The following is a 25,248-nucleotide window of genomic DNA, read 5'->3' as shown; positions in this document are numbered from 1 at the left end:
AAGATACCCAAACTGGCAAAGTCACGGTCGGCTTTGCCGGAACGAATATGGATAACGGGACATTGGAAAGTTTGAAGGATATTTCTCAGTGGGGAGCGATCGCTTTTAGCGGGAGCCAAGCATCTTCTTTTTATTTTGCTCAAGGAAATGAGTTTCTCAAAGGATTGAAAAAAGAGGGTTATTCGATAGAGACAGTGACCGGGCACTCACTTGGCGGACGCAATGGAGCGATCTTAGGCATGGCGCATCAGGTACCAACGATCATTGTCTATAACGCCGCGCCATTAAACAATTCACTGACGGAGGCACTGTTCAGCTCGATGATCCAAGGAGGCAGGAATCTGCCGAAAATCCGACTTAGTCCAAGTACTTCGATCAAGAAAATCATAAAGGATTACCAAGGACGCTTAGTCTACTTGATTTCTGAAAATGATCCCTTAAACAATGTATCTGGTTTATTCGGCAGCTTGTATCCAGGTGAAAAAATCGTTTTAGAAAACGGCGAAGGCCACGAAATGAACGGTTTTCTGACGCGAAAGACGCAAGCAATGCTTTTAAGAAAACTTGCTTTGATAGATGAAAACGGGAAATTGCGGACAGGACTACAAGCAGCCCAAGATCTGACAGATGCCCGAATGACTGCTTTGTCCAAGCTGGAAAAACACTTTCGAACCGCTGGCAGCGGCAAACTCACTGCTTCACAGGAGATTTTTTTGGATGCGCTCTCAGCGAAAACGATCACTGAAAGCATGATCCTGGCAACACAAGAAAAAATCGCCCGCTTCAAACGAATGTATCAAGAAAATATCGAACAGGCTGGCGAACTTTGGAAGCAAACAAAAAGAGATGCCGCAGCTCTTGGCCCTTCTTTGACGACACTTGAACAGATGTCCGCCCTTGACGAAGGAAATGCCACTGAAGCCGTGATTGCCACTCAACCGATCAATGAATACAAAAACGCATTGAAAAAGCTGACCAATTATGAAAAGCAGTATACGGCACTTCTTGAAGAAATCAATCAAGTGATCGACAAACAAGTTGCCACGGACAAAGAACTAGCCAATCATTTCAATTAGGAGGATAAGATGGAATACAATATACACAGAAAAATGAATGAAACCGAAGAAAACTATTATCGAAATAAACGAAAGCTGGAAGAAACATTTGATATTCTTTCAAATGAAAAATACAGATTTTTTCGCCATTTAGATCAGCTTGCCCATCAACTCCAGATTATTTCCCGTAAAGGTCACTATGACCCGCTTCCTCCTTCTACAGCCTATCGCTATTTGGAGCAAGCAAAACATGAAGGTCAGCAAACCATACAACATGCTTCACATACTTTGGAACACTAGTTGGAAGAAAACCGAATGTCCTACCACAAACAGCAAATGTTACTCGAAGAAGAATTAAGACAGAAGCAATGGGAGGATAAAAAGAATGTTTGAAAATACCATAACTGGGATAGAGGAATGGTTAGAGGAAATGCACCAGCATCTGATCAATCTCCAAAAGCAAGCAGAACGAAATCTGATCCGAAATTGGGTCGCTCGGCAAAGTATCGAAACTTCAACCTTACGAAAACTTCGTGTACAGAGCAAAAAACAAACTTATATCAACGAACTTAAACGTGATAGTCAAAGTTATTCCGAGAAACTAAGTGCTTTTGCTAAAGGCCAATGGGTGGATAAAGCAAAACAAATCGTTGAGCAAACTCCTCATTCTCTGGATAGCCTGTAAACTCTTTGCTTGATCTATACAAACAGAACCGGCTTTTGCAGTCATTCACAAAAACCGGTTCTGTTCTATTATTCTTTATGCAGGTTCACTGACTTTCGCAATCTTCCCTTGTTCGATGTAGACCATCAGGATACTTAGATCGGCGGGGTTCACACCACTGATACGGCTGGCTTGCGCGATTGTTTCCGGCTGGATTTTTTCCAGTTTCTGCTTGGCTTCGGTTGCCAGACCGTTGATTGCTGAATAGTCGATATTTGTTGGGATTTTTTTTGCTTCCATCCGTTTTAATTTTTCGACTTTTTCCATGGCTTTTTTGATGTAGCCTTCGTATTTGATCTGGATTTCGACTTGTTCGATTTCTTTGCGTGTTAATTCGGTATTTTCTGGGATAAAACGCAAGAGATCAGTATAAGTGATTTCTGGACGTCTCAAGAAGTCGCTTGCCAATACACCGTCTTTTAATGGTGCTGCGTTGATCGTTGCTAGAAAAGCTTGAACTTCTTCGGTTGGTTTGATCCGGACGTTCATCAGTCGTTTGATTTCTTGTTCGACTGCTTCTTTTTTCTTCAAATAAGCCTTGTATTGATCTTCTTTTACTAGACCCACACGATGACCCATTTCTGTCAAACGCAAATCTGCATTGTCATGACGCAAAAGCAGGCGGTATTCTGCACGAGATGTCAGCAGACGGTATGGTTCATTCGTTCCTTTTGTTACTAAGTCGTCGATCATGACACCGATATAGCCATCGCTGCGTTTGATCACTAAAGGTTCTTTTCCTTGCACTTTCAATGCGGCATTGATTCCGGCGATCAGCCCTTGTCCTGCTGCTTCTTCGTATCCGCTAGTACCGTTTGTTTGTCCAGCAGTATATAAGTTTTCGATCACTTTCGTTTCCAATGTAGGGCGAAGCTGATGTGGTTCTACAACATCGTATTCGATCGCATAGCCTGTACGCATCATTTCCACTTTTTCTAAACCGGCGATTGAATGCAACATATCTACTTGCACATCTTCAGGTAGTGAAGTCGATAAACCTTGGACATAGACTTCTTCCGTATTCAAGCCTTCTGGTTCCAAGAATAATTGATGACGAGGCTTGTCGGCAAAACGAACGATCTTGTCTTCGATTGATGGACAATAACGTGCGCCTACCCCTTCGACGATCCCTGTAAACATCGGTGCACGATGTAAGTTGTCTCGGATGATTTTATGTGTTGATTCGCCTGTATAAGTCAACCAGCAAGATTCTTGATCCAATTTATACGCACTGTCTGGGGTACTGAAACTGAAATGGTTTGGTTCTTTGTCCCCTGGCTGTTCTTCTGTGACAGAATAATCAATCGTACTTGATTTGACACGAGGTGGAGTTCCTGTTTTAAACCGTTCGATTTCAAATCCAAGCTCCTTCAGATGATTGGCTAAACCGATCGATGGTTGAGAATTGTTCGGACCAGAAGAGTATTTTAATTCGCCAATGATGATTTCTCCGCGAAGTGCTGTCCCAGCTGTGATCACTACTGCTTTTGCGCGATAGCTTGCGCCAGTAGAAGTGACTACGCCACGGCAAATGCCGTCTTCTACGATCAATTCTTCTACGATCCCCTGTCTCAAAGTCAAGTTTGGCTCTTTTTCGATCGTATGTTTCATTTCTGTCGAATACGCGTGTTTGTCCGCTTGCGCACGCAATGCACGGACAGCTGGACCTTTTCCGGTATTCAACATACGCATTTGGATATAGGTCTTATCGATGTTTTTTCCCATTTCGCCACCTAAAGCATCGATTTCTCTGACAACGACACCTTTTGCAGGTCCGCCGACTGAAGGATTACATGGCATGAATGCCACCATATCCAAGTTGATTGTTAATAGCAATGTTTTAGAGCCCATTCTAGCGGAAGCTAATGCAGCTTCTGAACCAGCGTGCCCTGCGCCTACGACAATGACGTCATAAGCATCTGCTTGATAATGATTCACTGATGTGTTCCTCCTCTTATTTTCCTAAACAGAACTGACTGAATAATTGTGTGATCAATTCATCTTGTACGCTATCGCCGACAACTTCGCCTAAGTAATCCCAGCAGCGTGTCATATCGATTTGTACTAGGTCGACAGGCATGCCTGCATCGATTCCTGCGATGACTTCATCTAAGGAGATAGATGCTTTTTCCAGTAATGCGATGTGGCGAGTGTTTGAGACATAAGTCGCGTCACGCTCACCAGTTTCTCCACTAAAGAATAATTCTGAGATTGCTGTTTCTAAGCGATCTAATCCGTCATTTTTAGCAACAGATACTGAAAATACCGGTTCATCTTCAATCAGTTGGGCTAACTTTTCTTGTTCCAGCTGTTGTGGCAAATCTGTTTTGTTCAAAAGAATGATCCGTTTCAGTCCCTTTGTTGCTTCTAACAGCTGTTCGTCTTCGACTGTCAGCGGCTCGCTCTGATTCAATACAAGCAAGATCAGATCGGCTTCTGCTAATGCTTTGCGGCTTCTTTCGACTCCGATACGCTCAACTACGTCTTCTGTTTCTCGAATCCCAGCTGTATCGATCAGTTTCAATGGTACTCCTCGAACATTCACATACTCTTCGATCACGTCTCGAGTCGTTCCGGCGATGTCTGTCACGATTGCTTTTTCTTCCCGTAACAAATGATTCAATAAGCTGGATTTCCCAACGTTTGGACGCCCGATGATCGCTGTGCTCAAACCTTCACGCAAGACTTTCCCTTGTTTTGAGGTCGCTAGCAGTGCTTGGATCCGCTGCTGGATCATTTGAGCCTTTTCAAGTAATAACTTAGTGGTCAGTTCTTCGACGTCATCGTATTCTGGATAATCGATATTTACTTCTACTTGTGCCAAAGTTTCCAATATTTCTTGTCTCAATGAGCGAATCAAGGCAGATAGATTGCCATCTAACTGATTTAACGCCAAGCCCATCGCTTTATCTGTTTTAGCTCGGATCAAGTCCATCACTGCTTCTGCTTGAGAAAGATCGACACGTCCATTCAAAAATGCCCGTTTTGTAAATTCCCCAGGTTCAGCCAAGCGAGCCCCTTCTCGCAACAATAATTGCAGGATTTGGTTCACAACGACGATCCCGCCGTGGCAATTGATCTCGACTACATCTTCTCGAGTAAAGGTTTTGGGTGCCAACATGACGGAAACCATCACTTCATCAACTAACTGATCATTTTTTGGATCAACGATATGGCCATAATGGATCGTGTGACTTGGCACTTCTGTTAAATGTTTGGAACCAGAGCGGTAGACTTTATCCGCTAGCTGGACCGCTTGATCACCACTTAAACGAACGATGCTTATGGCTCCTTCTCCTGGTGGGGTGGAAATTGCAGCGATCGTATCAAATTCTAGAGTAATTTCAGCCATTTTTTCACATCCTTTTTCATTTTACGCACAAAAAAAGTGCCCACTCCACCCTTTATCTTCTATAAACGGTGAACTTCGCACTTTGACTGCTTGTTCTTGATTAAATTCTGGTCATAGACTATCACACTTGCCAAAAGGAATCAAGTCCTTCAGACTGTTCTTAAATTTTAAACCCTCTATCTTACTGACTCTTGCCGTTTTGATAGTATCTTGTTCGACGAGAAACCAAACCTTTGCTTACTTGAGTCCTTTCTTCTAATCTTGATGAAGTCGTTTTTCTTCCATGACAGCTTTTTTGATCACACTGATTTCCTCTTTCGTTAAATGATAAATGCTCTGTGGGTCCTGATTATCAGAAAAAGATAATCCATAAGAGTAACTGATCTTTGTATCGTTTGTTTACGTATCTCTACTGGTAGCTGCCAAATAGCTTTGTCAAACATCTTCCCCTTATGCAATTTATGTGCTGTTTTGTCTTTTACCGAAAGACCTGCTCGTTTTTTCTTTTCTCTTCTATTTGGCTGATTGGATCAATTTTGCTACTTGTTCTTCATTCAATGGTTTCACTCTATCTGCTTCCTTTCTCATCTGCTTGGAACTAGGCCGTTAATTAATTATATCCCTTTTGTTTTTTCTCCCTTTGCTAACTTTTTCAAAATAAAGAAATACTTGTTTCTCTTTCGGTAAAGCTTTATCTTTCGCTAGAAACACGGTACACTTGAATGGTAGCGCTATCTAAAAATTCCAGCTTTTTGAAAGGAGCAAACGTATGAGCCAGTTTAAACCTGCTGCAATTGATGGAGAAAACGATCCGAGGATCAACGATGTCGTTTTGTCTACCGGTAATATCAATCAAAAGTATATCGTTCGCGACATTGCTTTTGTGGTTGAATGTTTTGAAGCTGATTTATTCGACCCAGCGTTTCCCACTGATGATCTATTCTTGACCACCAAGCTTAAACTAAAGAAAAAAGTACTCGAATACGGCGCAAATGCTGTCATCAATTGTCATTTCGAGTATCAGCAAAAAGAAAGAGATGGCAAACAGCTGTTAGAACTGTTTGCTTATGGTACAGTGATCCAGTTTGTTCAGACAACGATCGGCTGATCTGCTTGATACAGACGGTTTTTTCGTAAAAAAGAACGCGAAGCCTAAGCTCCGCGTTCTTTTTTTATCAAAGTAAGACTACTTGAACATCGTATACTCCGATAAGAATGATTTCTAGTAAAATATACTTGGTTTAAAAAACTTTGTCAACGAGAATTCGGCAATTCGAGAAATTTGTTTTGTTTCCACCGATCCTCATCTTCTCTTTGCAGGCTCCACAACGAGATAGCGGTAAGGCTCATCCCCTTCTGAATGTGTTTGGACATATTCATTTTTGCTTAAGACTGCATGGACTTGTTTACGCTCAAAAGCTGGCATTGGTTCCAAAAAGACTGGTTGACCTGTTTTTTTGACTCTATCGGCTGTCCGCTCGGCTAAGCGCTGGATGATTTCCTGACGTTTTTCCCGATAGTTGCCGACATTCACGACGACTGACAATTTGCTTTCAGCCACACGATGGATGAATACCTGTGCTAAATACTGCAGCGCATTTAGCGTCTTGCCGTGTTTGCCGATCAAGATTCCTTGTTTATCTGTTTCTAGATGAAAAATGATCAGATTCGAGTCACGCTCCATCTTAACGAGTGCCGGTGCATCTAACTGCTTAGAGATTTCGGTGAGATAGACTGCCAATTCCGTCAAAGCTGCTTCGTCACCTAAAACACCCAATTCTGAATTTGTTTCTGTATCTTCAGGTAAAGTTTCCGTCTCGACCACCAGCTCTTGTACTGGTTCTGGCTGTTCTTCCAAGACTTCGTCGACTGTCTCTTCGACTGTTTCCGAAACCGTTTCGCTGAGATTCGGCTGGATCGAAAGACGAGCATTTTTTCGTCCCATTCCCAGAAATCCTTTTTTTCCTTCTTCCAGTATTTCGATTTCGACTTGGTCTTTTGTTAAACCTAAATCTTTCAGTCCATTTTGGACCGCTTCATCGATTGTTGCAGCTTCATAAATCGGCATTAGCATTCCCTCCCTTATTTTTTGCGTTTTTTCTTCGGATTCATTGCTTTTTTCAAGGCGCGTTCTTTTTCTCGGATTCTTCGCGCTTCTTCTTCCCGTTCTTTTCTGATCTTGAACGGATTATTGATCAGCATCGTTTGCAGTACTTGGAACGCATTAGAGATCACCCAGTATAATGAAAGACCACTTGCTAAGTTGACCCCCATCACCAAGATCATGACAGGCATGACAAAAGTCATGATTTTTGTTGAAGAATTTGATTCTACCTGACTCATGCTTGATAAATACGTACTTGCAAAGGTAAAGACGGCCGCTAAGATCGGCAGAATGAACGTAGGATCTGCTGTCCCTAGGTTCAGCCATAAAAAGTGTCCTTGCTTTAATTCCGGTACACGTGAAATTGCTTGCCATAAAGCCATCAAAATCGGCATTTGGACTAATAAAGGAAGACAGCCGGCGTACGGATTCACACCGTTTTCTGCATATAACCGCTGCTGTTCTTCACGAAGCTTTCCTTGTGTCTCTGGATCTTTTGAACTGTACTGCTGCTGTAATGCTTTCAGTTTTGGCTGAAGCTCTTGCGTTTTGCGCATGCTTTTTGTCTGAAAGTGCATCAATGGCAGCAAGATCACACGAATAATCAAAGTAAATAAGATGATCCCGATTCCGGCATTGCCAAATGACAGTGCTTTGATCGCTTCAGCAAAGTAATAAACAATATAGCGATCCCAAATTCCTGTACTTTGTGCGCTGACTTCTCCAGTTCCGCAACCGGATAAGACGATGACCAGACTGATGATACCAGCCATCAAAAGTAAACGTTTGTATTTCTTCACTTACTCTTTTCCTCTCTGTCGATTATTTTTGCAAGCTTCAAGACGTGGACTAAATTGGAGCGAATCTCGTCGTAAGTCAGTCCCTTGACGCTTGGTCTCGCGATCACAATGAAATCTATTTCCGGATCGATCTCTTCTTTTAAAGAATAGACCGCTGCACGAATTTTACGTTTTACGTCATTGCGGCATACCGCGTTCCCTACCTTTTTCCCTACAGACAGACCCACTCGAAAATGCGGCTGGCCCTTCTTTTCTAAACGGTATACGACAAACTTACGATTAGCAAAGGAAGCCCCTGTTTGAAACACGGCTTGAAACTCTCGTTCTTTTTTCACTCGATACGCTTTTCTCATTAGTTTTCTTTCCTTTTCTATCTCTCGCTTACGTCAACAATCATACCATATTTAGGATTATCCTTTCACATTTTCCCTAAAAAAGGGTATAAAAAAAACCACTGAAACCCCAGTGGCCTATGCTGAAAGAACTTTTCTTCCTTTACGACGACGGCTTGCTAAAACACGACGTCCATTTTTAGTACTCATACGTTTACGGAATCCGTGAACTTTTTGACGTTTACGTTTATTTGGTTGGTATGTTCTTTTCATGTATTCCACCTCCAAAATTTCTTATCTAATTATAAACACAGACATACTTTGATAGTATAACGACAAAGTAGTGTTTTTGTCAATATAAAATAAAAGGAACATTCTCAAAACTTATCCACAAGAATGTTTTTTTCTGCGTGATTTCATTGTGGAAAAAGTTATACACAAGGATTATCCACAGAAAATAAAAAGGCATTTTTACACAGAATAAACACGTGTAAAAAAAGAAATCCACAATACAGCAAAAAGCTGTGTATTGTTTTCTGTAAGTATTGATAAATATGCTTTTTTTATCCACAACCACTAGAGGAAATCTATTGTTTTTCACTAGTTTTCCACCTGTGCATTAGTGGTGTGGATAACTATTTTTCCCAGATGTGATTTTCTCTTTTTGTTTTCTTGTGATTATGTGGATAATTGTAATTAAAAAAATTTTTTCTTTGGTTTCTGTGGAAAACTATCGTAAAAAATGCTAAATTAGTACTAGTTATTCACTTTTTAATGAAGGAGGAAGCCTTATATGGTATCCCTCGATGCTTTATGGAACGAATTAAAGACAAATTATCAAAAGGATCTGTCTCCAGCCAGCTACAATACCTGGATCGAAACTGCCAGCCCGCGCTCGCTCGACCAAAGTCAGCTTGTCGTAGAGGTCCCTAGTAAGATCCACAAAGAGTATTGGGAAAAAAATCTGGCCACGAAAATCGTCGAAGTCGGGTATATGCTGACAGGAAAAGAGATCATTCCGCGATTCGTCACGGGAGAAGAAGCCGAACAAGAAGAAGTTGAGGAAGCCAAAAGCCCGAAAGCACCTGTCGCAGCGCCTATCAAGAAAGCCATGCTGAATCCCAAATATACATTTGATACATTTGTTATTGGGAAAGGAAACCAGATGGCTCATGCTGCCGCATTAGTTGTTGCAGAAGATCCGGGATCGATCTATAATCCGTTGTTCTTCTATGGAGGAGTTGGTCTTGGTAAAACTCACTTGATGCATGCGATCGGTCATCAAATGCTGTTAAGCCAACCGAATGCGAAGGTCAAATACGTCAGTAGCGAAACATTTGCCAATGATTTCATCAACTCGATCCAAAACAAAACAGCTGAAGAATTCCGTCAAGAATACCGGAATGTCGACCTACTGTTAGTCGATGATATCCAGTTTTTTGCCGAAAAAGAAGCGACACAAGAAGAGTTTTTCCATACATTCAATGCGTTGTACAATGAAGGGAAACAAATCGTTTTGACGAGTGATCGTCTGCCAAATGAGATCCCTAAACTGCAAGAACGTCTCGTATCCCGCTTTGCCTGGGGACTTTCAGTCGATATCACGCCCCCTGATCTGGAAACACGAACAGCTATCTTGCGTAAAAAAGCCGCTGCTGAGCGCCTGGAAATCCCAGATGACACACTGAGCTATATTGCTGGACAGATCGATTCGAATATTCGTGAGCTAGAAGGCGCCTTGGTCCGTGTACAAGCTTTTGCTGCAATGAACAGCGAGGATATCTCGACAAGTCTAGCCGCTGATGCCTTGAAAACACTGAAATCAGGGAAAGGGCACCCACAGCTTTCCATCTTACAGATCCAAGAAGAAGTGGCCAAATACTATCATATCCAGCTGAAAGATCTGAAAGGGAAAAAACGCGTCAAATCAATCGTCGTCCCACGTCAGATCGCCATGTATCTCGCTCGTGAGTTGACCGATAACTCGCTACCTAAGATCGGTGCGGAATTTGGCGGGAAAGACCACACGACTGTGATCCATGCACATGAAAAAATCCAGCAGCTGATGGACTCAAGTGTAAGTATGCAAAATGAAGTATCAGAGATTAAGAATTTCTTACTAAACTAAAAATGGAAAAAGCAAAACCGCAAAAAAGTCTTGTGGATAAAAAGAAAAAACAACCAAAAGTTATGCACATGTTTTCCACACCTGTTTTTTCTTTTCTTTCTTGCGTTTTTTTAGTTTTCCACAGAATCAACAAGCCCTATTACTTTTATTATTTATATTAACTAATAATAAATAAACACGACAAAGGAGAACCAACATGAAAGTTACTTTAAACCGAGCTAGTTTTATGCAAGAGCTGCAAACTGTTCAACGAGCGATCTCAAGTAAAACAACTATTCCTATATTGACAGGTGTCAAAATCACTTTGACACAAGAAGGACTGACTCTAACTGGGAGCAATGCGGATATCTCGATCGAAACTCTTTTGTCTGTTGAAAACGAAAAAGCGCAAATGAACATCGAATCGACTGGTTCGATCGTTTTGCAAGCTCGTTTTTTCAGTGAAATCATTCGCCGTCTGCCTGAAGAGACCTTCACTTTAGAAGTTCTAGAAAACAAACAAGTAGCCATTACTTCCGGAAAAGCAAATTTCATCGTCAATGGTCTAGATGCAGAGAATTATCCGCACCTTCCAGTAGTTGAAAGTCACAATCAGATGAAATTGCCTGTACATGTCTTGACGAAATTGATCAATGAAACAGTGTTCGCCGTTTCCCAACATGAGAGCCGTCCGATCTTGACAGGTGTTCATTTTATTTTGAAAGATCATTCATTGTTAGCTGTAGCGACAGATTCACATCGTCTTAGTCAACGAGTGATCCCTGTAGAACAAGCTGCTGATCAATTCGATATCGTCATTCCTGGGAAAAGCTTGATCGAACTTTCCCGTTCATTGACGAATGAAGAAGAGATCGTAGAGATCAGCATCATGGAAAACCAAGTACTGTTCAAAACAGAAACGATGTATTTCTATTCCCGCTTACTGGAAGGAAATTATCCTGATACGAATCGTCTGATCCCTTCAAGTTTCAATACAGAAGTCGAATTTTCTGTTCCAAGTTTCTTGGCCGCGATCGAGCGTGCGTCATTGCTTTCCCATGAAGGAAGAAACAATATCGTCCGTCTATCGATCAGTCCGGATGCTGTCGTATTGTATGGAAATTCTCCAGAGATTGGGAAAGTAGAAGAAAGTTTAAGCTATGCAGCAAGCAGCGGTGATCCGCTGGAGATTTCTTTCAATCCTGATTATATGAAATCTGCTTTACGTGCATTCGGTGATATGAGTATCAAGGTGAAATTTATTTCAGCTATCCGTCCATTTACACTGGAACCAACAGAAGACGGGGTACAATTCATCCAGCTGATCACTCCTGTACGTACAAATTAACGGTGATTTTCATTAAGTTTGAAAAAACTTTTGAAAAAATTTAGAAACAATAAAATTTAAACAGAAGGCCCTAAAATCACTTTTAAGGCTTTCTGTTTATTTTTGTTTAAAACACCTTTTTTCATTTAAATCGTCTTATACGGAAAAATATATGGATAAATTTGTTTTATTGCGAAAAAAAAGGTATAATAGAGTATACTTTTAAAAATGAAAATGAGGGATGAACATTGAAACAACAAGTCATTCTAAAAACCGAATTTATGACGTTGGGTCAAATGCTGAAAGAAGTCACAGTCATCGGCAGCGGTGGACAGGCAAAATGGTATTTAGCAGAAAACACCGTCCTGGTAGATGGCGAACCAGAAAATCGTCGCGGACGAAAGCTTTATCCCGGTATGATGGTCGAAGTTCCAGAAGTAGGAACTTTTTTTATGGTAAAAAAAGGAAATAACGATAATGAGGCTGAATAAGCTGCTTCTCAAAAATTATCGGAATTATCAAGAATTACACATCGATTTTTCCAAGAATCTGGTTATTTTTTTGGGGGAGAACGCGCAAGGGAAAACCAATCTTTTAGAAAGCATCTATGTACTCGCTATGACAAGAAGCCACCGGACAAGCAGCGAGCAGGAATTGATCGGCTGGAATGACGATCAGGCAATGATCCAAGGAGAGATCACCAGAGGTTCCTCCAAGATTCCGCTGGAGATCCTGCTATCTAAGAAGGGGCGAAAAACAAAGATCAATCATATCGAGCAAAAGAAGCTTAGCAGCTATGTTGGTCAATTGAACGTCATTTTATTTGCACCGGAGGATCTTTCGCTAGTAAAAGGAAGCCCGCAAGTCAGGCGGAAATTTCTGGATATGGAATTAGGTCAGATCAATCCGATCTATCTTTATGACCTTGTGCAATATCAGTCGATTCTAAAACAAAGGAATCAATACCTGAAACAATTGAATGAGAAAAAACAGACCGATCTGCTTTACTTGGATATTCTGTCCGAACAGTTAGCAGAATTCGGAAGCAAAGTGCTGAAAGCAAGAGCGCAGTTTATCAAACGACTGGAATTTTGGGCGAATGCCCTGCATCAGCAGATCACTCATCAGAAAGAACAATTAAAAATCGAATATGTGACCGCTATTTCTTCTTTGGAAACTCAAACGCAAGAACAAATCCAAGCACAATTTTTAGCTTTGCTGAATCAGAATAAAAAGAAAGACCTTTTTCGTGGTACGACGACAGTGGGTCCGCATCGTGACGATCTTTCTTTTTTCATCAATGAGAAAAATGTACAGACATATGGTTCGCAGGGGCAACAGCGAACCACTGCTTTGAGCGTCAAGTTGGCAGAAATCGACTTGATCAAAGAAGAGACCGGAGAATATCCGATTCTCTTGCTAGATGATGTGATGAGTGAATTAGATGACAATCGACAGCTGCATCTGCTGGAAACAATCGAAGGAAAAGTGCAAACATTCTTGACGACAACGACACTTGACCATGTAAAAAACAAAATGACTGTTGAACCTGAGATTTTTTATGTTCAGCAGGGGAAAATAAAAGGAGAAGAAACTGAATGACAGAAGAAAGAAGTTTAGTAGAACGTGCTAAAGAATATGATGCCAGTCAGATTCAAGTACTTGAAGGACTTGAGGCCGTTCGAAAACGTCCCGGCATGTATATCGGTTCGACAAGTTCAGAAGGCTTGCACCACTTAGTCTGGGAAATCGTTGATAACTCTATTGATGAGGTCTTGGCCGGTTTTGCTACGGAGATCCGAGTAATCATAGAAAAAGACAACAGTATCACCGTAGTAGATGACGGACGAGGGATCCCAGTCGATATCCAAGCGAAAACAGGTCGTCCTGCGGTAGAAACAGTCTTTACTGTTCTTCATGCCGGCGGGAAATTCGGCGGTGGCGGATACAAAGTTTCCGGAGGGCTTCACGGGGTAGGTTCTTCCGTCGTAAATGCGTTGTCTACGATCCTTGATGTGAAGGTATATAAAGACGGCAAGGTTTATTACCAGGAATACCGTCGTGGTGCTGTCGTCGATGATCTGAAAGTCATTGATCAGACAGACCGTCACGGGACAACGGTCCATTTCGTTCCAGATCCGGAAATCTTCACAGAAACAACGGAATTTGACTTTACGAAACTAGCCACACGTATCCGTGAATTGGCATTCTTGAATCGCGGCATGCATATCTCGATCGAAGACAAACGAGAAGAAAAACCAGTCTTGAAGGAATATCACTATGATGGCGGGATCAAGAGTTATGTCGAATACTTGAATGCCAATAAAACAGTGATTTTCCCTGAGCCTGTTTACTTAGAAGGCGAACAACAAGATATCGCAGTGGAAGTGTCCATGCAATATACAGATGGCTATCACTCGAATATCATGAGTTTTGCCAATAATATCCATACGTACGAAGGCGGAACGCATGAATCTGGATTCAAGACAGCTTTGACTCGTGTGATCAATGATTATGCCCGCAAACAGAAATTGATGAAAGAAAATGATGACAACCTGACAGGGGAAGATGTACGTGAAGGGCTGACAGCTGTTATCTCTATCAAACATCCAGACCCTCAATTTGAAGGCCAGACCAAAACGAAATTAGGGAATTCCGAAGTACGTACAGTGACTGACCGTTTATTCAGCGAGCATTTCATGAAATTCTTACTAGAAAACCCAAGTGTCGGCCGACAAATCGTCGAAAAAGGATTGCTTGCCTCACGTGCACGATTAGCAGCGAAACGCGCGCGTGAAGTAACACGTCGTAAAGGAGCACTGGAAATCAGCAACCTTCCGGGAAAACTGGCAGACTGCTCAAGCAATGATCCTGAAAAATGCGAATTGTTCATCGTCGAAGGAGATTCTGCCGGCGGTTCAGCAAAACAAGGACGAAATCGTGAATTCCAAGCGATTCTGCCGATCCGCGGGAAGATTTTGAACGTGGAAAAAGCAAGTATGGACAAGATTTTAGCGAACGAAGAGATCCGTTCATTGTTTACAGCGATGGGGACAGGTTTTGGTGAAGATTTCGATGTATCTAAAGCACGTTACCATAAGCTAGTGATCATGACCGATGCCGATGTCGATGGCGCACACATTCGTACATTGCTACTGACACTGTTTTATCGTTATATGCGTCCGATCGTCGAAGCAGGCTATGTTTATATCGCACAGCCACCTTTGTACGGAGTAAAACAAGGAAAGAAAATCACGTATGTACAGCCCGGGAAAAACGCAGAAGAAGAATTAAAACAAGTCGTTGCTTCACTACCAGCTTCACCTAAGCCAAGCGTACAGCGCTATAAAGGATTGGGCGAAATGGATGACCATCAATTGTGGGAAACGACTATGGACCCAAGTAATCGTATGATGGCGCGAGTAAGCGTGGATGATGCGATCGCAGCTGACCAGATCTTCGAAATGCTGATGGGAGATCGTGTAGAACCACGACGAGCATTCATTGAAGAAAATGCGCATTACGTGAAAAATCTAGATATTTAATCATGAAGGAGGAAAAAAGATGAGTGAAGAAATCAGAGAAAACATCCATGATGTCAATCTAACCAGTGAAATGAAAGACTCCTTCATCGATTATGCGATGAGCGTGATCGTCGCTCGTGCATTGCCAGATGTCCGAGATGGATTGAAACCTGTTCATCGCCGTATTTTGTACGGAATGAATGAATTAGGGGTCACACCGGATAAAGCACATAAGAAATCTGCCAGAATCGTTGGGGATGTCATGGGTAAGTACCATCCCCACGGAGACAGCGCGATCTATGAATCGATGGTGCGTATGGCACAGCCTTTCAGCTATCGTTACATGCTGGTTGACGGACACGGAAACTTTGGATCAGTCGATGGGGACGGCGCAGCTGCGATGCGGTACACAGAAGCTCGGATGAGCAAAATCGCAACGGAGATGCTACGTGATATCAACAAAAACACAGTCGATTTCCAAAGCAACTATGACGATACGGAAAAAGAACCGGTTGTCCTACCTGCGCGTTTCCCTAACTTGTTGGTCAACGGAACTACAGGGATCGCTGTAGGGATGGCAACGAATATCCCGCCTCATAATTTGTCGGAAGTCGTAGCAGCCATCGATTTGCTGATGGACAATCCTGAGGTGACGACCAATGAATTGATGGAAGTACTGCCAGGACCAGATTTCCCAACAGGTGGTTTGGTCATGGGCAAATCCGGTATACGAAGAGCTTACGAAACAGGGAAGGGATCGATCACTGTTCGAGCAAAAGTAGAAATCACGGAAATGCCGAACGGAAAAGAACGGATCATCGTCACTGAACTTCCTTACATGGTCAATAAAGCAAAACTGATCGAACGGATTTCCGAACTGCACAGAGACAAACGGATCGAAGGGATCACAGATCTGCGTGATGAATCTTCACGTGAAGGGATGCGGATCGTGATTGACATCCGCCGTGACGCAAGTGCTTCAGTGATCTTGAACAATCTATATAAATTGACTTCGCTGCAAAACTCATTCGGGTTCAACATGCTCGCCATTGAAAAAGGCGTGCCGAAAGTGTTGAGTTTGAAACAAATCTTAGAAAACTATATCGAACACCAACGCGAAGTGATTACTCGCCGGACGGTTTTTGAAAAAGAAAAAGCCGAAGCTCGCGCACACATTCTAGAAGGTTTGCGTATCGCACTGGATCATATCGATGAGATCATTTCGATCATCCGTGGCTCTAAATCAGATGATGAAGCAAAAGCAGCGATGATCGAACGGTTTGAATTATCTGACCGTCAATCACAAGCGATACTTGATATGCGTTTGCGCCGTCTGACCGGTTTGGAACGTGAGAAGATCGAAAATGAATACCAAGAATTACTGAAACTGATCGAAGACTTGGCAGATATCCTAGCAAGACCGGAACGTGTGACAGAGATCATCAAAACAGAATTGGCAGATTTGAACCAGCGCTTTGGCGACAAACGCCGTACAGAGCTGCTCGTCGGCGAAGTATTGAGCTTAGAAGACGAGGATCTGATCGAAGAAGAAGAAATCGTGATCACACTTACGAACAATGGCTACATCAAACGTTTAGCCAACAGTGAATTCCGCGCACAGCGCAGAGGCGGACGCGGCGTCCAGGGAATGGGTGTCCACAACGATGATTTCGTGAAGAACCTTGTTTCTTGTTCCACCCATGACACTCTGCTGTTCTTTACGAACAACGGGAAAGTTTATCGGGCAAAAGGCTATGAGATCCCAGAATATGGTCGCACAGCCAAGGGCATTCCGATCATCAATCTGCTAGGGATCGATTCAAGTGAAAAAATCCAAGCAATCATCGCAGTGACTGGTGAAGTAGAAGAAGGGCACTATTTGTTCTTCACGACACGTCAAGGGACAGTCAAACGTACTTCTGTGACTGCATTTGCGAATATCCGCAGCAATGGACTGATCGCAATCGGACTGAAAGACGACGACGAGCTAGTCAATGTGTTATTGACGAATGGGAATTCCAACATCATTATCGGGACACATAATGGCTACTCTGTCACCTTCAAAGAAGAAGTCGTCCGCGATATGGGACGTACAGCTTCCGGTGTGAGAGGGATTCGCTTGCGTGAAGAAGATTATGTCGTTGGCGCAGCCTTGATGAATCAAGACCAAGAAGTGCTGATCATTACGGAAAAAGGATATGGAAAACGGACGAAAGTATCTGAATATCCTGTAAAAGGTCGGGGCGGTAAAGGGATCAAGACAGCGAATATCACAGAAAAAAATGGACCGTTGGCTGGTCTTGCAACAGTTGTCGGTGATGAAGATATCATGCTTATCACGGATAAAGGTGTGATCATTCGTTTCAACGTCTCGACTGTCTCTCAAACGGGGCGTTCCACATTAGGCGTACGCTTGATGAAAATGGAAGCTGATACGAAAGTTGTGACAATGGCTGCTGTCGAACCAGTAGTGGAAGAAACAGCTGAAACAGTTGACAATACGGAACAGACAGAAGAACAATCAGAAGAATAAGCCACCTATTGCGTGAAAATTAAGTGCCGCCTGTACGATGACCATGGATAAAATGGGGATCGTGCAGGCGTTTTTTGTTTTTTTGCGTTTCTTTTAAGTATTGCTGTATTTTTATGAATCTACTTGATACAGGTTGCTTTTGGCAAGAAATGCGTGTATAATCAAAGCTTGTGAGTAGTCTAATTTATTAGAAAACTCTCCTTGCTCTTAGGAACCTGAGAGCCGAAAGTCCATAGGGAGGTGAAAATCAATGGAAAACACGAAATATGAAATCATGTACATTATTCGTCCAAACATTGATGAAGAAGCAAAAACTGCTTTAATCGAACGTTTCGATGCAATCTTAAAAGATAACGGAGCTGAAGTTATCGAATCTAAAGATTGGGAAAAACGCCGTTTCGCTTATGAAATGAACGGTTACCGTGAAGGTATCTATCACATCGTTAAAGTATCTTCTCCATCATCAGCAGCTGCAGTCAATGAATTTGACCGTCTTGCTAAAATCAACGACGATATCATTCGTCACATGATTGTTAAAGAAGAAGCTTAATTATTGTTTCATGTGGAACAATAAGACAACGATGAGAGGAGATGACTATTTTGATTAATAATGTTGTATTAGTTGGACGTCTGACGAAGGATCCTGATTTGCGATACACATCAAGCGGCACGGCCGTTGCAACGTTTACGTTGGCTGTAAATCGTAATTTCACTAGTCAAAACGGCAATCGTGAGGCTGACTTTATCAACTGTGTGATTTGGCGCAAATCAGCAGAAACATTAGCAAACTATGCTCGCAAGGGAACACTTTTGGGTGTTACTGGTCGTATTCAAACTCGTTCTTACGATAACCAGCAAGGACAACGCGTATACGTAACAGAAGTAGTAGCTGACAATTTCCAATTACTGGAAAGCCGTTCTGCATCTGAAAATCGCCAACAAAGCAGTGGTTACCAAAGTTCTGGTCCAGCGACAAGCGATTTTGGCGGAAACAATAACGCTAATCAAACATCTCAATCATCCAACGGTATGCCTGATTTTGATCGTGATACTTCTGATCCATTCGGTTCAAGTTCAACGATCGACATTTCAGATGATGATTTACCATTCTAAACGAATTTGATAGGAGGGAAATAGAATGGCACAACAAAGAAGAGGCGGACGTAAACGTCGTAAAGTAGACTATATTGCTGCTAACCATATTGAATATATCGATTATAAAGATATCGAATTACTAAAAAGATTCATTTCAGAACGCGGTAAAATTTTACCACGTCGTGTAACAGGTACAGGCGCTAAAAACCAACGTAAAATCACAGTTGCGATCAAACGTGCTCGTATCATGGGATTATTACCATTCGTTAGCGAAGACTAATAGCAAAAGAAGTTATGACTGTGGTCATAGCTTCTTTTTTTATCAGGAACAGTTTATTCGATTAGTCGCTTGAATGACAAAAGTTATGGTAAAATTAGAGTAATCATTTACGGGAGGACAATTATGGAAAAAGAAACGAATCACTTGACCCCAAGACCTCTCTTCATTCTATTGTTTATCTTCATCGAAGTACTGGTTGTTTTACTTTTGCCGTTTCGTATTGTTAGCGCTTCGGTGATTCTTATAATGAATGTTTTTTGCGTACGATATTGGTTGAAGATGAAGCGGTGGATGGTCTTGAAAAATCGGGAAAAGATCCAAAAAGCTTCGACAGTCGCAGAAACGAACTTGGCATATGTATCAGAGGTCATGCCAGTTGGAATCATCGCTTATCAGCCAACGACTCAAGCAATCGAATGGATGAATCCTTTTGCATTGCGGCTTAAAGACCAAAGTGCGCTTTCAGAAGAAGCGCTTCTTGATGCTTTTTTTGCTGCGAAAGAAAAGAAGAAAACACAAGTATACTTGGCAGACAAGACCTTTCAATTCGAAATGGATACAGTGAAAGGGGTCGTTTATTTCAGCGATATCACTCAAAATCAGTTATTGAAATTGCACCAGGTCAATAGCCAGCCAGTGATCGGTATCTTGTCGATCGATAATTATTCTGATGCAGTCGATAAATTGGATGACAAAGAAGTTTCTTATTTGAATTCCTTTATCACTACTTTAGTTTCTGACTGGATGAATGAATATCATGTGTTCTTCAAACGGATCAACTCTGAACGTTTTTTCTTCGTTGCGCAAGTGATTGATCTGAAAAAGATGATGGAGAAAAAATTTGACCTGCTTGACCGCTTGAGAGCAGAAGCAGAAAAGCAAAGCATGCCGCTTACATTGAGTATGGGAATTGCCTATGGTCAGAAGCCTCTGGATGAAATCGGCAGCGAAGCGCAAAACAATCTAGATGTTGCGCTAGTTCGAGGCGGTGACCAGGTCGTCGTAAAAGAAATGCGTGAAGGGGCAAAACCTGTTTATTACGGCGGTAAGTCGGCAACAGCAGTCAAACGTACACGCGTCAGATCCCGTGCGATGAGTACGGCTTTGCGGAGGATTTTCGATGAAACAGGGGATGTCTTCATCATGGGACATCGTTTTCCAGACATGGATGCGATCGGTTCAGCATTTGGCGTAAGTTGTCTAGCACGATTCAACCAAAAGAAAGCATATGTCGTCATCAATGAAAATGAGATCATCCCAGATGCAGAGCGATGTTTAGAGGAGATCCGCAAGCACCCGGACCTAGAAATGCAATTGATTTCCCCTGAGCGAGCGATGGAGCTTAAGAAAGAAGAGGATCTCCTAGTGATGGTCGACTATCATAAACCGTCGCTATCGATCTCTCAAAGCCTTTATGAGCAGTTCGATAAAATCGTGATCATTGACCATCATCGCAGAGGAGAAGAATTTCCAAGCAAGCCATTGCTGACGTATATCGAATCTTCTGCTTCATCTGCTTCTGAACTGGTTTCTGAACTGATCCAGTATCAAAGCAGTCGAACCAACCGACTCGATCGATTCGAAGCCACGTTGTTACTTGCTGGCATGGTCGTCGATACGAACAGCTTCCATGTTCGGACGACTGCACGAACATTTGACGTAGCTAGCTATTTACGGACTTGTGGAGCGGACGCATCCCTAGTACAATATTTATTGAGCTCAGATCTCGACACATATTTGGAAATCAGCAATCTGATTGCTCACAGCGAGTATGTGACTTCTGATATTGTAGTAGCAGCAGGTACAGAGGAAAAAGAGTATAATAGTGTTATCGCTGCAAAAACAGCAGACACGCTTTTATCCATGATCGATATCAATGCCGCATTCGTGATCACGAAACGTACAGACGGCTTGGTGGGAATCAGTGCCCGAAGTACAGGAAAGATCAACGTTCAGCTGATCATGGAATCTTTAGGCGGTGGTGGACATTTCACGAACGCCGCCACTCAATTGGAGAATGTGACCGTTGAGGAGACCAAAGAGCAGCTGTTTGCTGCAATCAAAGAAAAGTTGAATCAAATATATGATAAGGAGTAATCCAAATGAAAGTAATTTTCTTACAAGATGTAAAAGGCAAAGGAAAAAAAGGAGACATTAAAGAAGTCCCTGCAGGTTATGCACAGAACTACCTGATCAAAAACAATTTGGCAAAAGAAGCAACAAAAAGCAGCATCAGCCAATTAGCCGGACAGAAAAAAGCACAAGAAAAGCAAGAAGCAGAAATATTGGCAGAAGCTAAAAAATTGAAAGAATTCTTGGAAAAAGAAGAAACTGTCGTAGAGATAAAAGCAAAAGCCGGAGAAGACAGCCGCTTGTTCGGTTCGATCCCTTCTAAACAAATTGCGGAAGCCTTGAACAAACAATACCAAGTAAAATTAGACAAACGCAAAATCGAATTGGAAAATCCGATCCGTTCACTAGGATACACGAACGTACCTGTGAAATTGCATCATGAAGTCACAGCAACGATCAAAGTGCATGTAGTGCAAGAATAAGCTTTTGAACACTGTTTGCGAAGAATTTACGACTAGAGTCTAATCTTCGAATAAGAATTGTCAAGCCGAGATTTATCTGAGAGAAAAAGCAGCAGAAAAAGGCATGCTGCATGATGATTTCAGGTTGATTTCGGCTTGTTTCTTGAGAGAATCAAACGAATATGAGCAGGTCATGCGATCAGAAGATAAGACTATCCATTTTTTTTTTGTTACACTTATCTAAGGAAGGATGACTTTTGCTTCATTTTCTTGTAAAATGAAGCAATTGAAGACAAGGAGCGATACGTATGAATGAAGTGTGGCAGGATCGAATTCCACCGCAGAATATAGAAGCCGAACAAGCGGTTCTGGGCTCTGTTTTTTTAGACGCAGAAACGATCATTGATGCCATGGAGTACATAGAGCCGAAAGACTTTTACCGTCGCGGGCACCAGATCATCTTTGAAACGATGATCGAGCTGAATGATCGAAATGAAGCGATTGATGTTGTCACCGTAAAGGATCGGCTAGAGCAGAACAATCTATTGGAAGATGCTGGCGGATTGAGTTATCTTTCTGATTTGGCATTAGCTGTCCCAACTGCCGCGAATATCGTTTATTACGCGAAAATCGTTGAAGAGAAATCCCTATTGCGTAATTTGATCCAAACTGCTACAGGCATCGTGACGAAAGGATTCGAACAAGGAGAAGAAGTCCAGTCCATCCTTGATGATGCAGAACGCAGTATCTTGGAAGTGTCCGAAAAAAGAAATCGCAGCGGCTTTTTATCGATTGCTGAAGTATTGAACTCCACGATTGAAAATATCGACCGGCTTGCACAAAACAATGAAGAGATCACAGGTCTGCCTACTGGTTACCAGGGATTGGATAAAATGACCGCTGGATTTCAGCCAGAAGAACTGATCATTTTAGCCGCACGTCCTGCGGTAGGGAAAACCGCTTTTGCTTTGAATATCGCACAAAACGTCGGAACGAAAACAGATCGTTCTGTGGCTATTTTCAGTTTGGAAATGGGGGCGGAATCTCTGGTCAACCGGATGCTTTGTGCAGAAGGATCGATCGAAGCCAGCCATCTGCGTACAGGGCAGCTGTCAGAAGAAGAATGGTCCAATCTGATCGTTGCTATGGGCAGCTTGTCGCGGGCAAATATCTTTATCGATGATACACCTGGGATAAAAATCTCTGAGATCCGTGCTAAATGCCGTAAGCTAGCACAAGAAAAAGGGAACCTAGGCTTGATCTTGATCGATTATCTGCAGCTGATCGAAGGCAATGGCAAGGAAAACCGCCAACAAGAAGTTTCAGATATCTCCCGGCAGTTGAAAAAACTGGCGAAAGAATTAAAAGTACCAGTTATCGCACTTTCCCAATTATCTCGTGGGGTAGAGCAAAGACAAGACAAACGACCAGTCTTGAGTGATATTCGGGAATCAGGTTCGATCGAACAAGATGCGGATATCGTTGCTTTCTTATATCGTGATGACTACTATGAGCGAGAAGGCGGAGAAGATAGCGATGGTGAAGAGCCGCATAATGACAATGTGATCGAAGTGATCATTGAGAAAAACCGGAGCGGGGCGCGAGGGACCGTTGAACTGTTATTCATCAAAGAATACAACAAATTTTCTTCGTTGTCGCCGAGAGAAGAGTATTAGAAAATAGAGGTCGTGAAAGTAGCGTTTTGACCTGAACTTAATGTCTGAAGGTCAGCTATTTTACCACCATCTAGCTTTTAAGTAACAAGAAATGGAACACCTGAAAATGAGGAGAGGACTAATTGATGTCCTATCCTCATTTTTTTATTTGGAACTATTTTCTAAAGTAACCAAAGTTCGTTTTTTAAGCGTTTTTATAAATTAAATATAAATATCATTCGATTTTAGTTGAATTAACAGATAGATATTGATACAATGGTTCAGGATTAAATAATATAGAACGAGGTGTTCAAATGTCATCTGTAGTAGTAGTAGGTACACAATGGGGCGACGAAGGGAAAGGGAAAATCACGGACTTTCTCAGTGAAAATGCTGAAGTGATCGCACGGTACCAAGGTGGCGATAATGCAGGACACACGATCAAATTTAATGGTGTTACGTATAAACTGCATTTGATTCCTTCTGGGATTTTTTATAAAGACAAAATCAGTGTGATCGGTAACGGCGTCGTAGTCAATCCGAAATCATTGGTGAAAGAATTGGCCTATCTGCATGAAAAAGGCGTCACAACAGAGAACTTGCGAATCTCTGATCGTGCACATGTCATCTTGCCTTACCATATCAAATTGGATCAACTGCAAGAAGATGCAAAAGGAGAAAATAAAATCGGAACTACGATCAAAGGGATCGGACCAGCTTATATGGATAAAGCGGCTCGTGTCGGGATCCGGATCGCCGATTTATTGGATAAAGAAATTTTCGAAGAACGTTTGCGGTTGAATTTAGAAGAAAAAAATCGTCAATTCGTCAAAATGTTTGATTCTGAACCATTGGCCTTCGATGATATTTTTGAGGAATACTATGAATACGGGCAACAAATCAAACAATATGTGACAGATACTTCGGTGATTTTGAATGATGCACTGGATGCTAGCAAACGTGTACTATTCGAAGGGGCACAAGGTGTGATGCTTGATATCGATCAAGGGACTTATCCATTCGTGACTTCTTCCAATCCTGTCGCTGGTGGTGTAACGATCGGAAGTGGCGTGGGTCCTTCAAAAATCAATAAAGTCGTGGGTGTATGTAAAGCTTATACTTCTCGCGTGGGAGACGGACCTTTCCCAACAGAATTGTTTGATGAAACAGGACAGCAGATCCGGGAAGTCGGTCGTGAATACGGCACAACGACAGGGCGTCCTCGTCGTGTCGGCTGGTTCGATTCAGTTGTGATGCGCCATTCAAAACGTGTTTCAGGTATCACCAATCTATCCCTTAACTCGATCGATGTATTGAGTGGTTTGGAAACAGTGAAAATCTGTACAGCTTATGAATTAGACGGTGAATTGATTTATCATTATCCAGCTAGTCTGAAAGAATTGAAACGCTGCAAACCCGTATATGAAGAACTACCAGGCTGGTCTGAAGATATTACAGGATGCAAAACCCTTGCGGAATTGCCAGAAAATGCACGGAACTATGTCCGTCGTATCTCAGAGCTTGTAGGCGTGCGTATCTCAACGTTCTCTGTCGGCCCTGATAGAACACAAACAAATATCTTAGAAAGCGTGTGGGCGCAAATCTAAAGCCATCAGCTTAGCTGAATCAGGACATTTCTGTCTCTATAGAAATGAGCTAACTTGCTGTTTGACCATATTGGAGGATGGACATCATTTTGGGCTCTTTGTCAAATCGGACTGATAAGGTCATCTATGAACATCAAAGTTAGTAAAAGTTACTAGCTTTGATGTTTTTTTATGTGTAGCTGATTAACCCGTTGATTAGAAAAATCCGCAAGCGCATAT

At 42.1% G+C, this 25,248-nt stretch carries 23 protein-coding genes; 17 read left to right on the top strand and 6 right to left on the bottom strand.

The features are described from left to right. The 3 genes from G7Y42_RS13970 to G7Y42_RS13960 form a co-directional block, all read left to right on the top strand. Positions 1–1,076, top strand: a 1,076-nt coding sequence (locus G7Y42_RS13970) for a hypothetical protein (RefSeq protein WP_165007148.1), incomplete at its 5' end; no start/stop codon positions are given. A gap of 9 nt (positions 1,077–1,085) precedes the next feature. Then, entirely contained in the window at positions 1,086–1,355 is a 270-nt protein-coding gene (locus tag G7Y42_RS13965) for a hypothetical protein (RefSeq protein WP_165007145.1), read from the top strand. An 85-nt stretch (positions 1,356–1,440) separates the two neighbouring features. Then, positions 1,441–1,740, top strand: a complete 300-nt coding sequence (locus tag G7Y42_RS13960) for a hypothetical protein (protein WP_165007142.1) — start codon at positions 1,441–1,443, stop codon at positions 1,738–1,740. Between the two features lie 75 nt (positions 1,741–1,815). On the opposite strand, the gene mnmG is transcribed toward G7Y42_RS13960, so the two are convergent. Further along, positions 1,816–3,717 carry a tRNA uridine-5-carboxymethylaminomethyl(34) synthesis enzyme MnmG gene (mnmG, locus tag G7Y42_RS13955; RefSeq protein ID WP_165007139.1) on the bottom strand — a complete coding sequence of 634 codons (1,902 nt, stop codon included), beginning with the start codon at positions 3,715–3,717 and terminating at the stop codon, positions 1,816–1,818. Between the two features lie 16 nt (positions 3,718–3,733). Then, positions 3,734–5,131, bottom strand: coding sequence for a tRNA uridine-5-carboxymethylaminomethyl(34) synthesis GTPase MnmE (gene mnmE / locus G7Y42_RS13950; protein WP_165007136.1), 1,398 nt, complete (start codon positions 5,129–5,131; stop codon positions 3,734–3,736). Between the two features lie 769 nt (positions 5,132–5,900). Here mnmE and G7Y42_RS13945 point away from each other — a divergent pair. Further along, positions 5,901–6,239 (top strand): hypothetical protein, encoded by a 339-nt coding sequence (locus G7Y42_RS13945; RefSeq protein WP_165007134.1) that lies wholly within the window; start codon positions 5,901–5,903, stop codon positions 6,237–6,239. Positions 6,240–6,434: 195 nt separating this feature from the next. Here G7Y42_RS13945 and jag read toward each other — a convergent pair whose 3' ends face one another. The 4 genes from jag to rpmH form a co-directional block, all read right to left on the bottom strand. Further along, entirely contained in the window at positions 6,435–7,199 is a 765-nt protein-coding gene (jag, locus tag G7Y42_RS13940; protein ID WP_165007131.1) for an RNA-binding cell elongation regulator Jag/EloR, read from the bottom strand. A 14-nt stretch (positions 7,200–7,213) separates the two neighbouring features. Further along, complete coding sequence (locus G7Y42_RS13935; RefSeq protein ID WP_165007128.1) at positions 7,214–8,035, bottom strand: YidC/Oxa1 family membrane protein insertase; 822 nt, start codon at positions 8,033–8,035, stop codon at positions 7,214–7,216. Beyond that, positions 8,032–8,388 (bottom strand): ribonuclease P protein component, encoded by a 357-nt coding sequence (gene rnpA / locus G7Y42_RS13930; RefSeq protein WP_165007125.1) that lies wholly within the window; start codon positions 8,386–8,388, stop codon positions 8,032–8,034. Before rnpA ends, G7Y42_RS13935 begins: the two co-directional genes overlap by 4 nt. A gap of 117 nt (positions 8,389–8,505) precedes the next feature. Next, the gene (rpmH, locus tag G7Y42_RS13925; RefSeq protein ID WP_002293121.1) at positions 8,506–8,640 is read right to left on the bottom strand and encodes a 50S ribosomal protein L34; all 135 of its coding nucleotides are present in this window, start codon (positions 8,638–8,640) and stop codon (positions 8,506–8,508) included. A gap of 520 nt (positions 8,641–9,160) precedes the next feature. On the opposite strand from rpmH, the gene dnaA reads away from it, so the two are divergent. From dnaA to G7Y42_RS13860, 13 genes are all read left to right on the top strand, one after another. Further along, positions 9,161–10,495: a chromosomal replication initiator protein DnaA gene (dnaA, locus tag G7Y42_RS13920; protein WP_165007122.1), complete on the top strand. Its 1,335-nt coding sequence runs from the start codon at positions 9,161–9,163 to the stop codon at positions 10,493–10,495. A 196-nt stretch (positions 10,496–10,691) separates the two neighbouring features. Continuing rightward, positions 10,692–11,822, top strand: a complete 1,131-nt coding sequence (dnaN, locus tag G7Y42_RS13915) for a DNA polymerase III subunit beta (protein ID WP_165007119.1) — start codon at positions 10,692–10,694, stop codon at positions 11,820–11,822. A 227-nt stretch (positions 11,823–12,049) separates the two neighbouring features. Then, positions 12,050–12,292, top strand: a complete 243-nt coding sequence (gene yaaA, locus G7Y42_RS13910; RefSeq protein ID WP_165007116.1) for a S4 domain-containing protein YaaA — start codon at positions 12,050–12,052, stop codon at positions 12,290–12,292. Further along, positions 12,279–13,403, top strand: coding sequence for a DNA replication/repair protein RecF (gene recF, locus G7Y42_RS13905; protein ID WP_165007113.1), 1,125 nt, complete (start codon positions 12,279–12,281; stop codon positions 13,401–13,403). The genes yaaA and recF overlap by 14 nt, the downstream gene beginning before the upstream one ends. Then, on the top strand, positions 13,400–15,346 hold the full coding sequence (gene gyrB, locus G7Y42_RS13900; RefSeq protein WP_165007110.1) for a DNA topoisomerase (ATP-hydrolyzing) subunit B: 1,947 nt from the start codon (positions 13,400–13,402) through the stop codon (positions 15,344–15,346). The genes recF and gyrB overlap by 4 nt, the downstream gene beginning before the upstream one ends. A 19-nt stretch (positions 15,347–15,365) precedes the next feature. After that, positions 15,366–17,858, top strand: coding sequence for a DNA gyrase subunit A (gene gyrA, locus G7Y42_RS13895; RefSeq protein WP_165007107.1), 2,493 nt, complete (start codon positions 15,366–15,368; stop codon positions 17,856–17,858). Positions 17,859–18,108: 250 nt separating this feature from the next. Next, on the top strand, positions 18,109–18,408 hold the full coding sequence (gene rpsF, locus G7Y42_RS13890; RefSeq protein ID WP_165007105.1) for a 30S ribosomal protein S6: 300 nt from the start codon (positions 18,109–18,111) through the stop codon (positions 18,406–18,408). A 50-nt stretch (positions 18,409–18,458) separates the two neighbouring features. Then, entirely contained in the window at positions 18,459–18,971 is a 513-nt protein-coding gene (ssb, locus tag G7Y42_RS13885) for a single-stranded DNA-binding protein (protein WP_165007102.1), read from the top strand. A gap of 25 nt (positions 18,972–18,996) precedes the next feature. Continuing rightward, the gene (gene rpsR / locus G7Y42_RS13880) at positions 18,997–19,233 is read left to right on the top strand and encodes a 30S ribosomal protein S18 (protein ID WP_002288370.1); all 237 of its coding nucleotides are present in this window, start codon (positions 18,997–18,999) and stop codon (positions 19,231–19,233) included. A 123-nt stretch (positions 19,234–19,356) separates the two neighbouring features. Continuing rightward, positions 19,357–21,330 carry a DHH family phosphoesterase gene (locus G7Y42_RS13875; RefSeq protein WP_165007099.1) on the top strand — a complete coding sequence of 658 codons (1,974 nt, stop codon included), beginning with the start codon at positions 19,357–19,359 and terminating at the stop codon, positions 21,328–21,330. A 5-nt stretch (positions 21,331–21,335) separates the two neighbouring features. Then, entirely contained in the window at positions 21,336–21,788 is a 453-nt protein-coding gene (gene rplI / locus G7Y42_RS13870; protein WP_165007097.1) for a 50S ribosomal protein L9, read from the top strand. Between the two features lie 287 nt (positions 21,789–22,075). Further along, on the top strand, positions 22,076–23,443 hold the full coding sequence (gene dnaB, locus G7Y42_RS13865) for a replicative DNA helicase (RefSeq protein ID WP_165007094.1): 1,368 nt from the start codon (positions 22,076–22,078) through the stop codon (positions 23,441–23,443). A 293-nt stretch (positions 23,444–23,736) separates the two neighbouring features. After that, positions 23,737–25,029, top strand: coding sequence for an adenylosuccinate synthase (locus tag G7Y42_RS13860; protein WP_165007091.1), 1,293 nt, complete (start codon positions 23,737–23,739; stop codon positions 25,027–25,029). Positions 25,030–25,248 lie beyond the last annotated feature (219 nt).

The organism is Enterococcus sp. ZJ1622 (genome assembly GCF_011038845.1).
In the GTDB taxonomy this organism is placed as follows: Bacteria; Bacillota; Bacilli; order Lactobacillales; family Enterococcaceae; genus Enterococcus_B.
Note: the sequence above shows the minus strand (reverse complement) of the source record. Positions and strands in the feature narration are given on the sequence as shown.

Bases quoted from the DNA above. Each gene is read 5' to 3' on its own strand.
- G7Y42_RS13965 (WP_165007145.1), top strand. From the start codon at position 1,086: ATGGAATACAATATACACAGAAAAATGAATGAAACCGAAGAAAACTAT.
- G7Y42_RS13960 (WP_165007142.1), top strand. From the start codon at position 1,441: ATGTTTGAAAATACCATAACTGGGATAGAGGAATGGTTAGAGGAAATG.
- mnmE (WP_165007136.1), bottom strand. From the start codon at position 5,131: ATGGCTGAAATTACTCTAGAATTTGATACGATCGCTGCAATTTCCACC.
- G7Y42_RS13945 (WP_165007134.1), top strand. From the start codon at position 5,901: ATGAGCCAGTTTAAACCTGCTGCAATTGATGGAGAAAACGATCCGAGG.
- jag (WP_165007131.1), bottom strand. From the start codon at position 7,199: ATGCCGATTTATGAAGCTGCAACAATCGATGAAGCGGTCCAAAATGGA.
- rnpA (WP_165007125.1), bottom strand. From the start codon at position 8,388: ATGAGAAAAGCGTATCGAGTGAAAAAAGAACGAGAGTTTCAAGCCGTG.
- rpmH (WP_002293121.1), bottom strand. From the start codon at position 8,640: ATGAAAAGAACATACCAACCAAATAAACGTAAACGTCAAAAAGTTCAC.
- dnaA (WP_165007122.1), top strand. From the start codon at position 9,161: ATGGTATCCCTCGATGCTTTATGGAACGAATTAAAGACAAATTATCAA.
- dnaN (WP_165007119.1), top strand. From the start codon at position 10,692: ATGAAAGTTACTTTAAACCGAGCTAGTTTTATGCAAGAGCTGCAAACT.
- recF (WP_165007113.1), top strand. From the start codon at position 12,279: ATGAGGCTGAATAAGCTGCTTCTCAAAAATTATCGGAATTATCAAGAA.
- gyrB (WP_165007110.1), top strand. From the start codon at position 13,400: ATGACAGAAGAAAGAAGTTTAGTAGAACGTGCTAAAGAATATGATGCC.
- gyrA (WP_165007107.1), top strand. From the start codon at position 15,366: ATGAGTGAAGAAATCAGAGAAAACATCCATGATGTCAATCTAACCAGT.
- rpsF (WP_165007105.1), top strand. From the start codon at position 18,109: ATGGAAAACACGAAATATGAAATCATGTACATTATTCGTCCAAACATT.
- rpsR (WP_002288370.1), top strand. From the start codon at position 18,997: ATGGCACAACAAAGAAGAGGCGGACGTAAACGTCGTAAAGTAGACTAT.
- G7Y42_RS13875 (WP_165007099.1), top strand. From the start codon at position 19,357: ATGGAAAAAGAAACGAATCACTTGACCCCAAGACCTCTCTTCATTCTA.
- rplI (WP_165007097.1), top strand. From the start codon at position 21,336: ATGAAAGTAATTTTCTTACAAGATGTAAAAGGCAAAGGAAAAAAAGGA.
- dnaB (WP_165007094.1), top strand. From the start codon at position 22,076: ATGAATGAAGTGTGGCAGGATCGAATTCCACCGCAGAATATAGAAGCC.
- G7Y42_RS13860 (WP_165007091.1), top strand. From the start codon at position 23,737: ATGTCATCTGTAGTAGTAGTAGGTACACAATGGGGCGACGAAGGGAAA.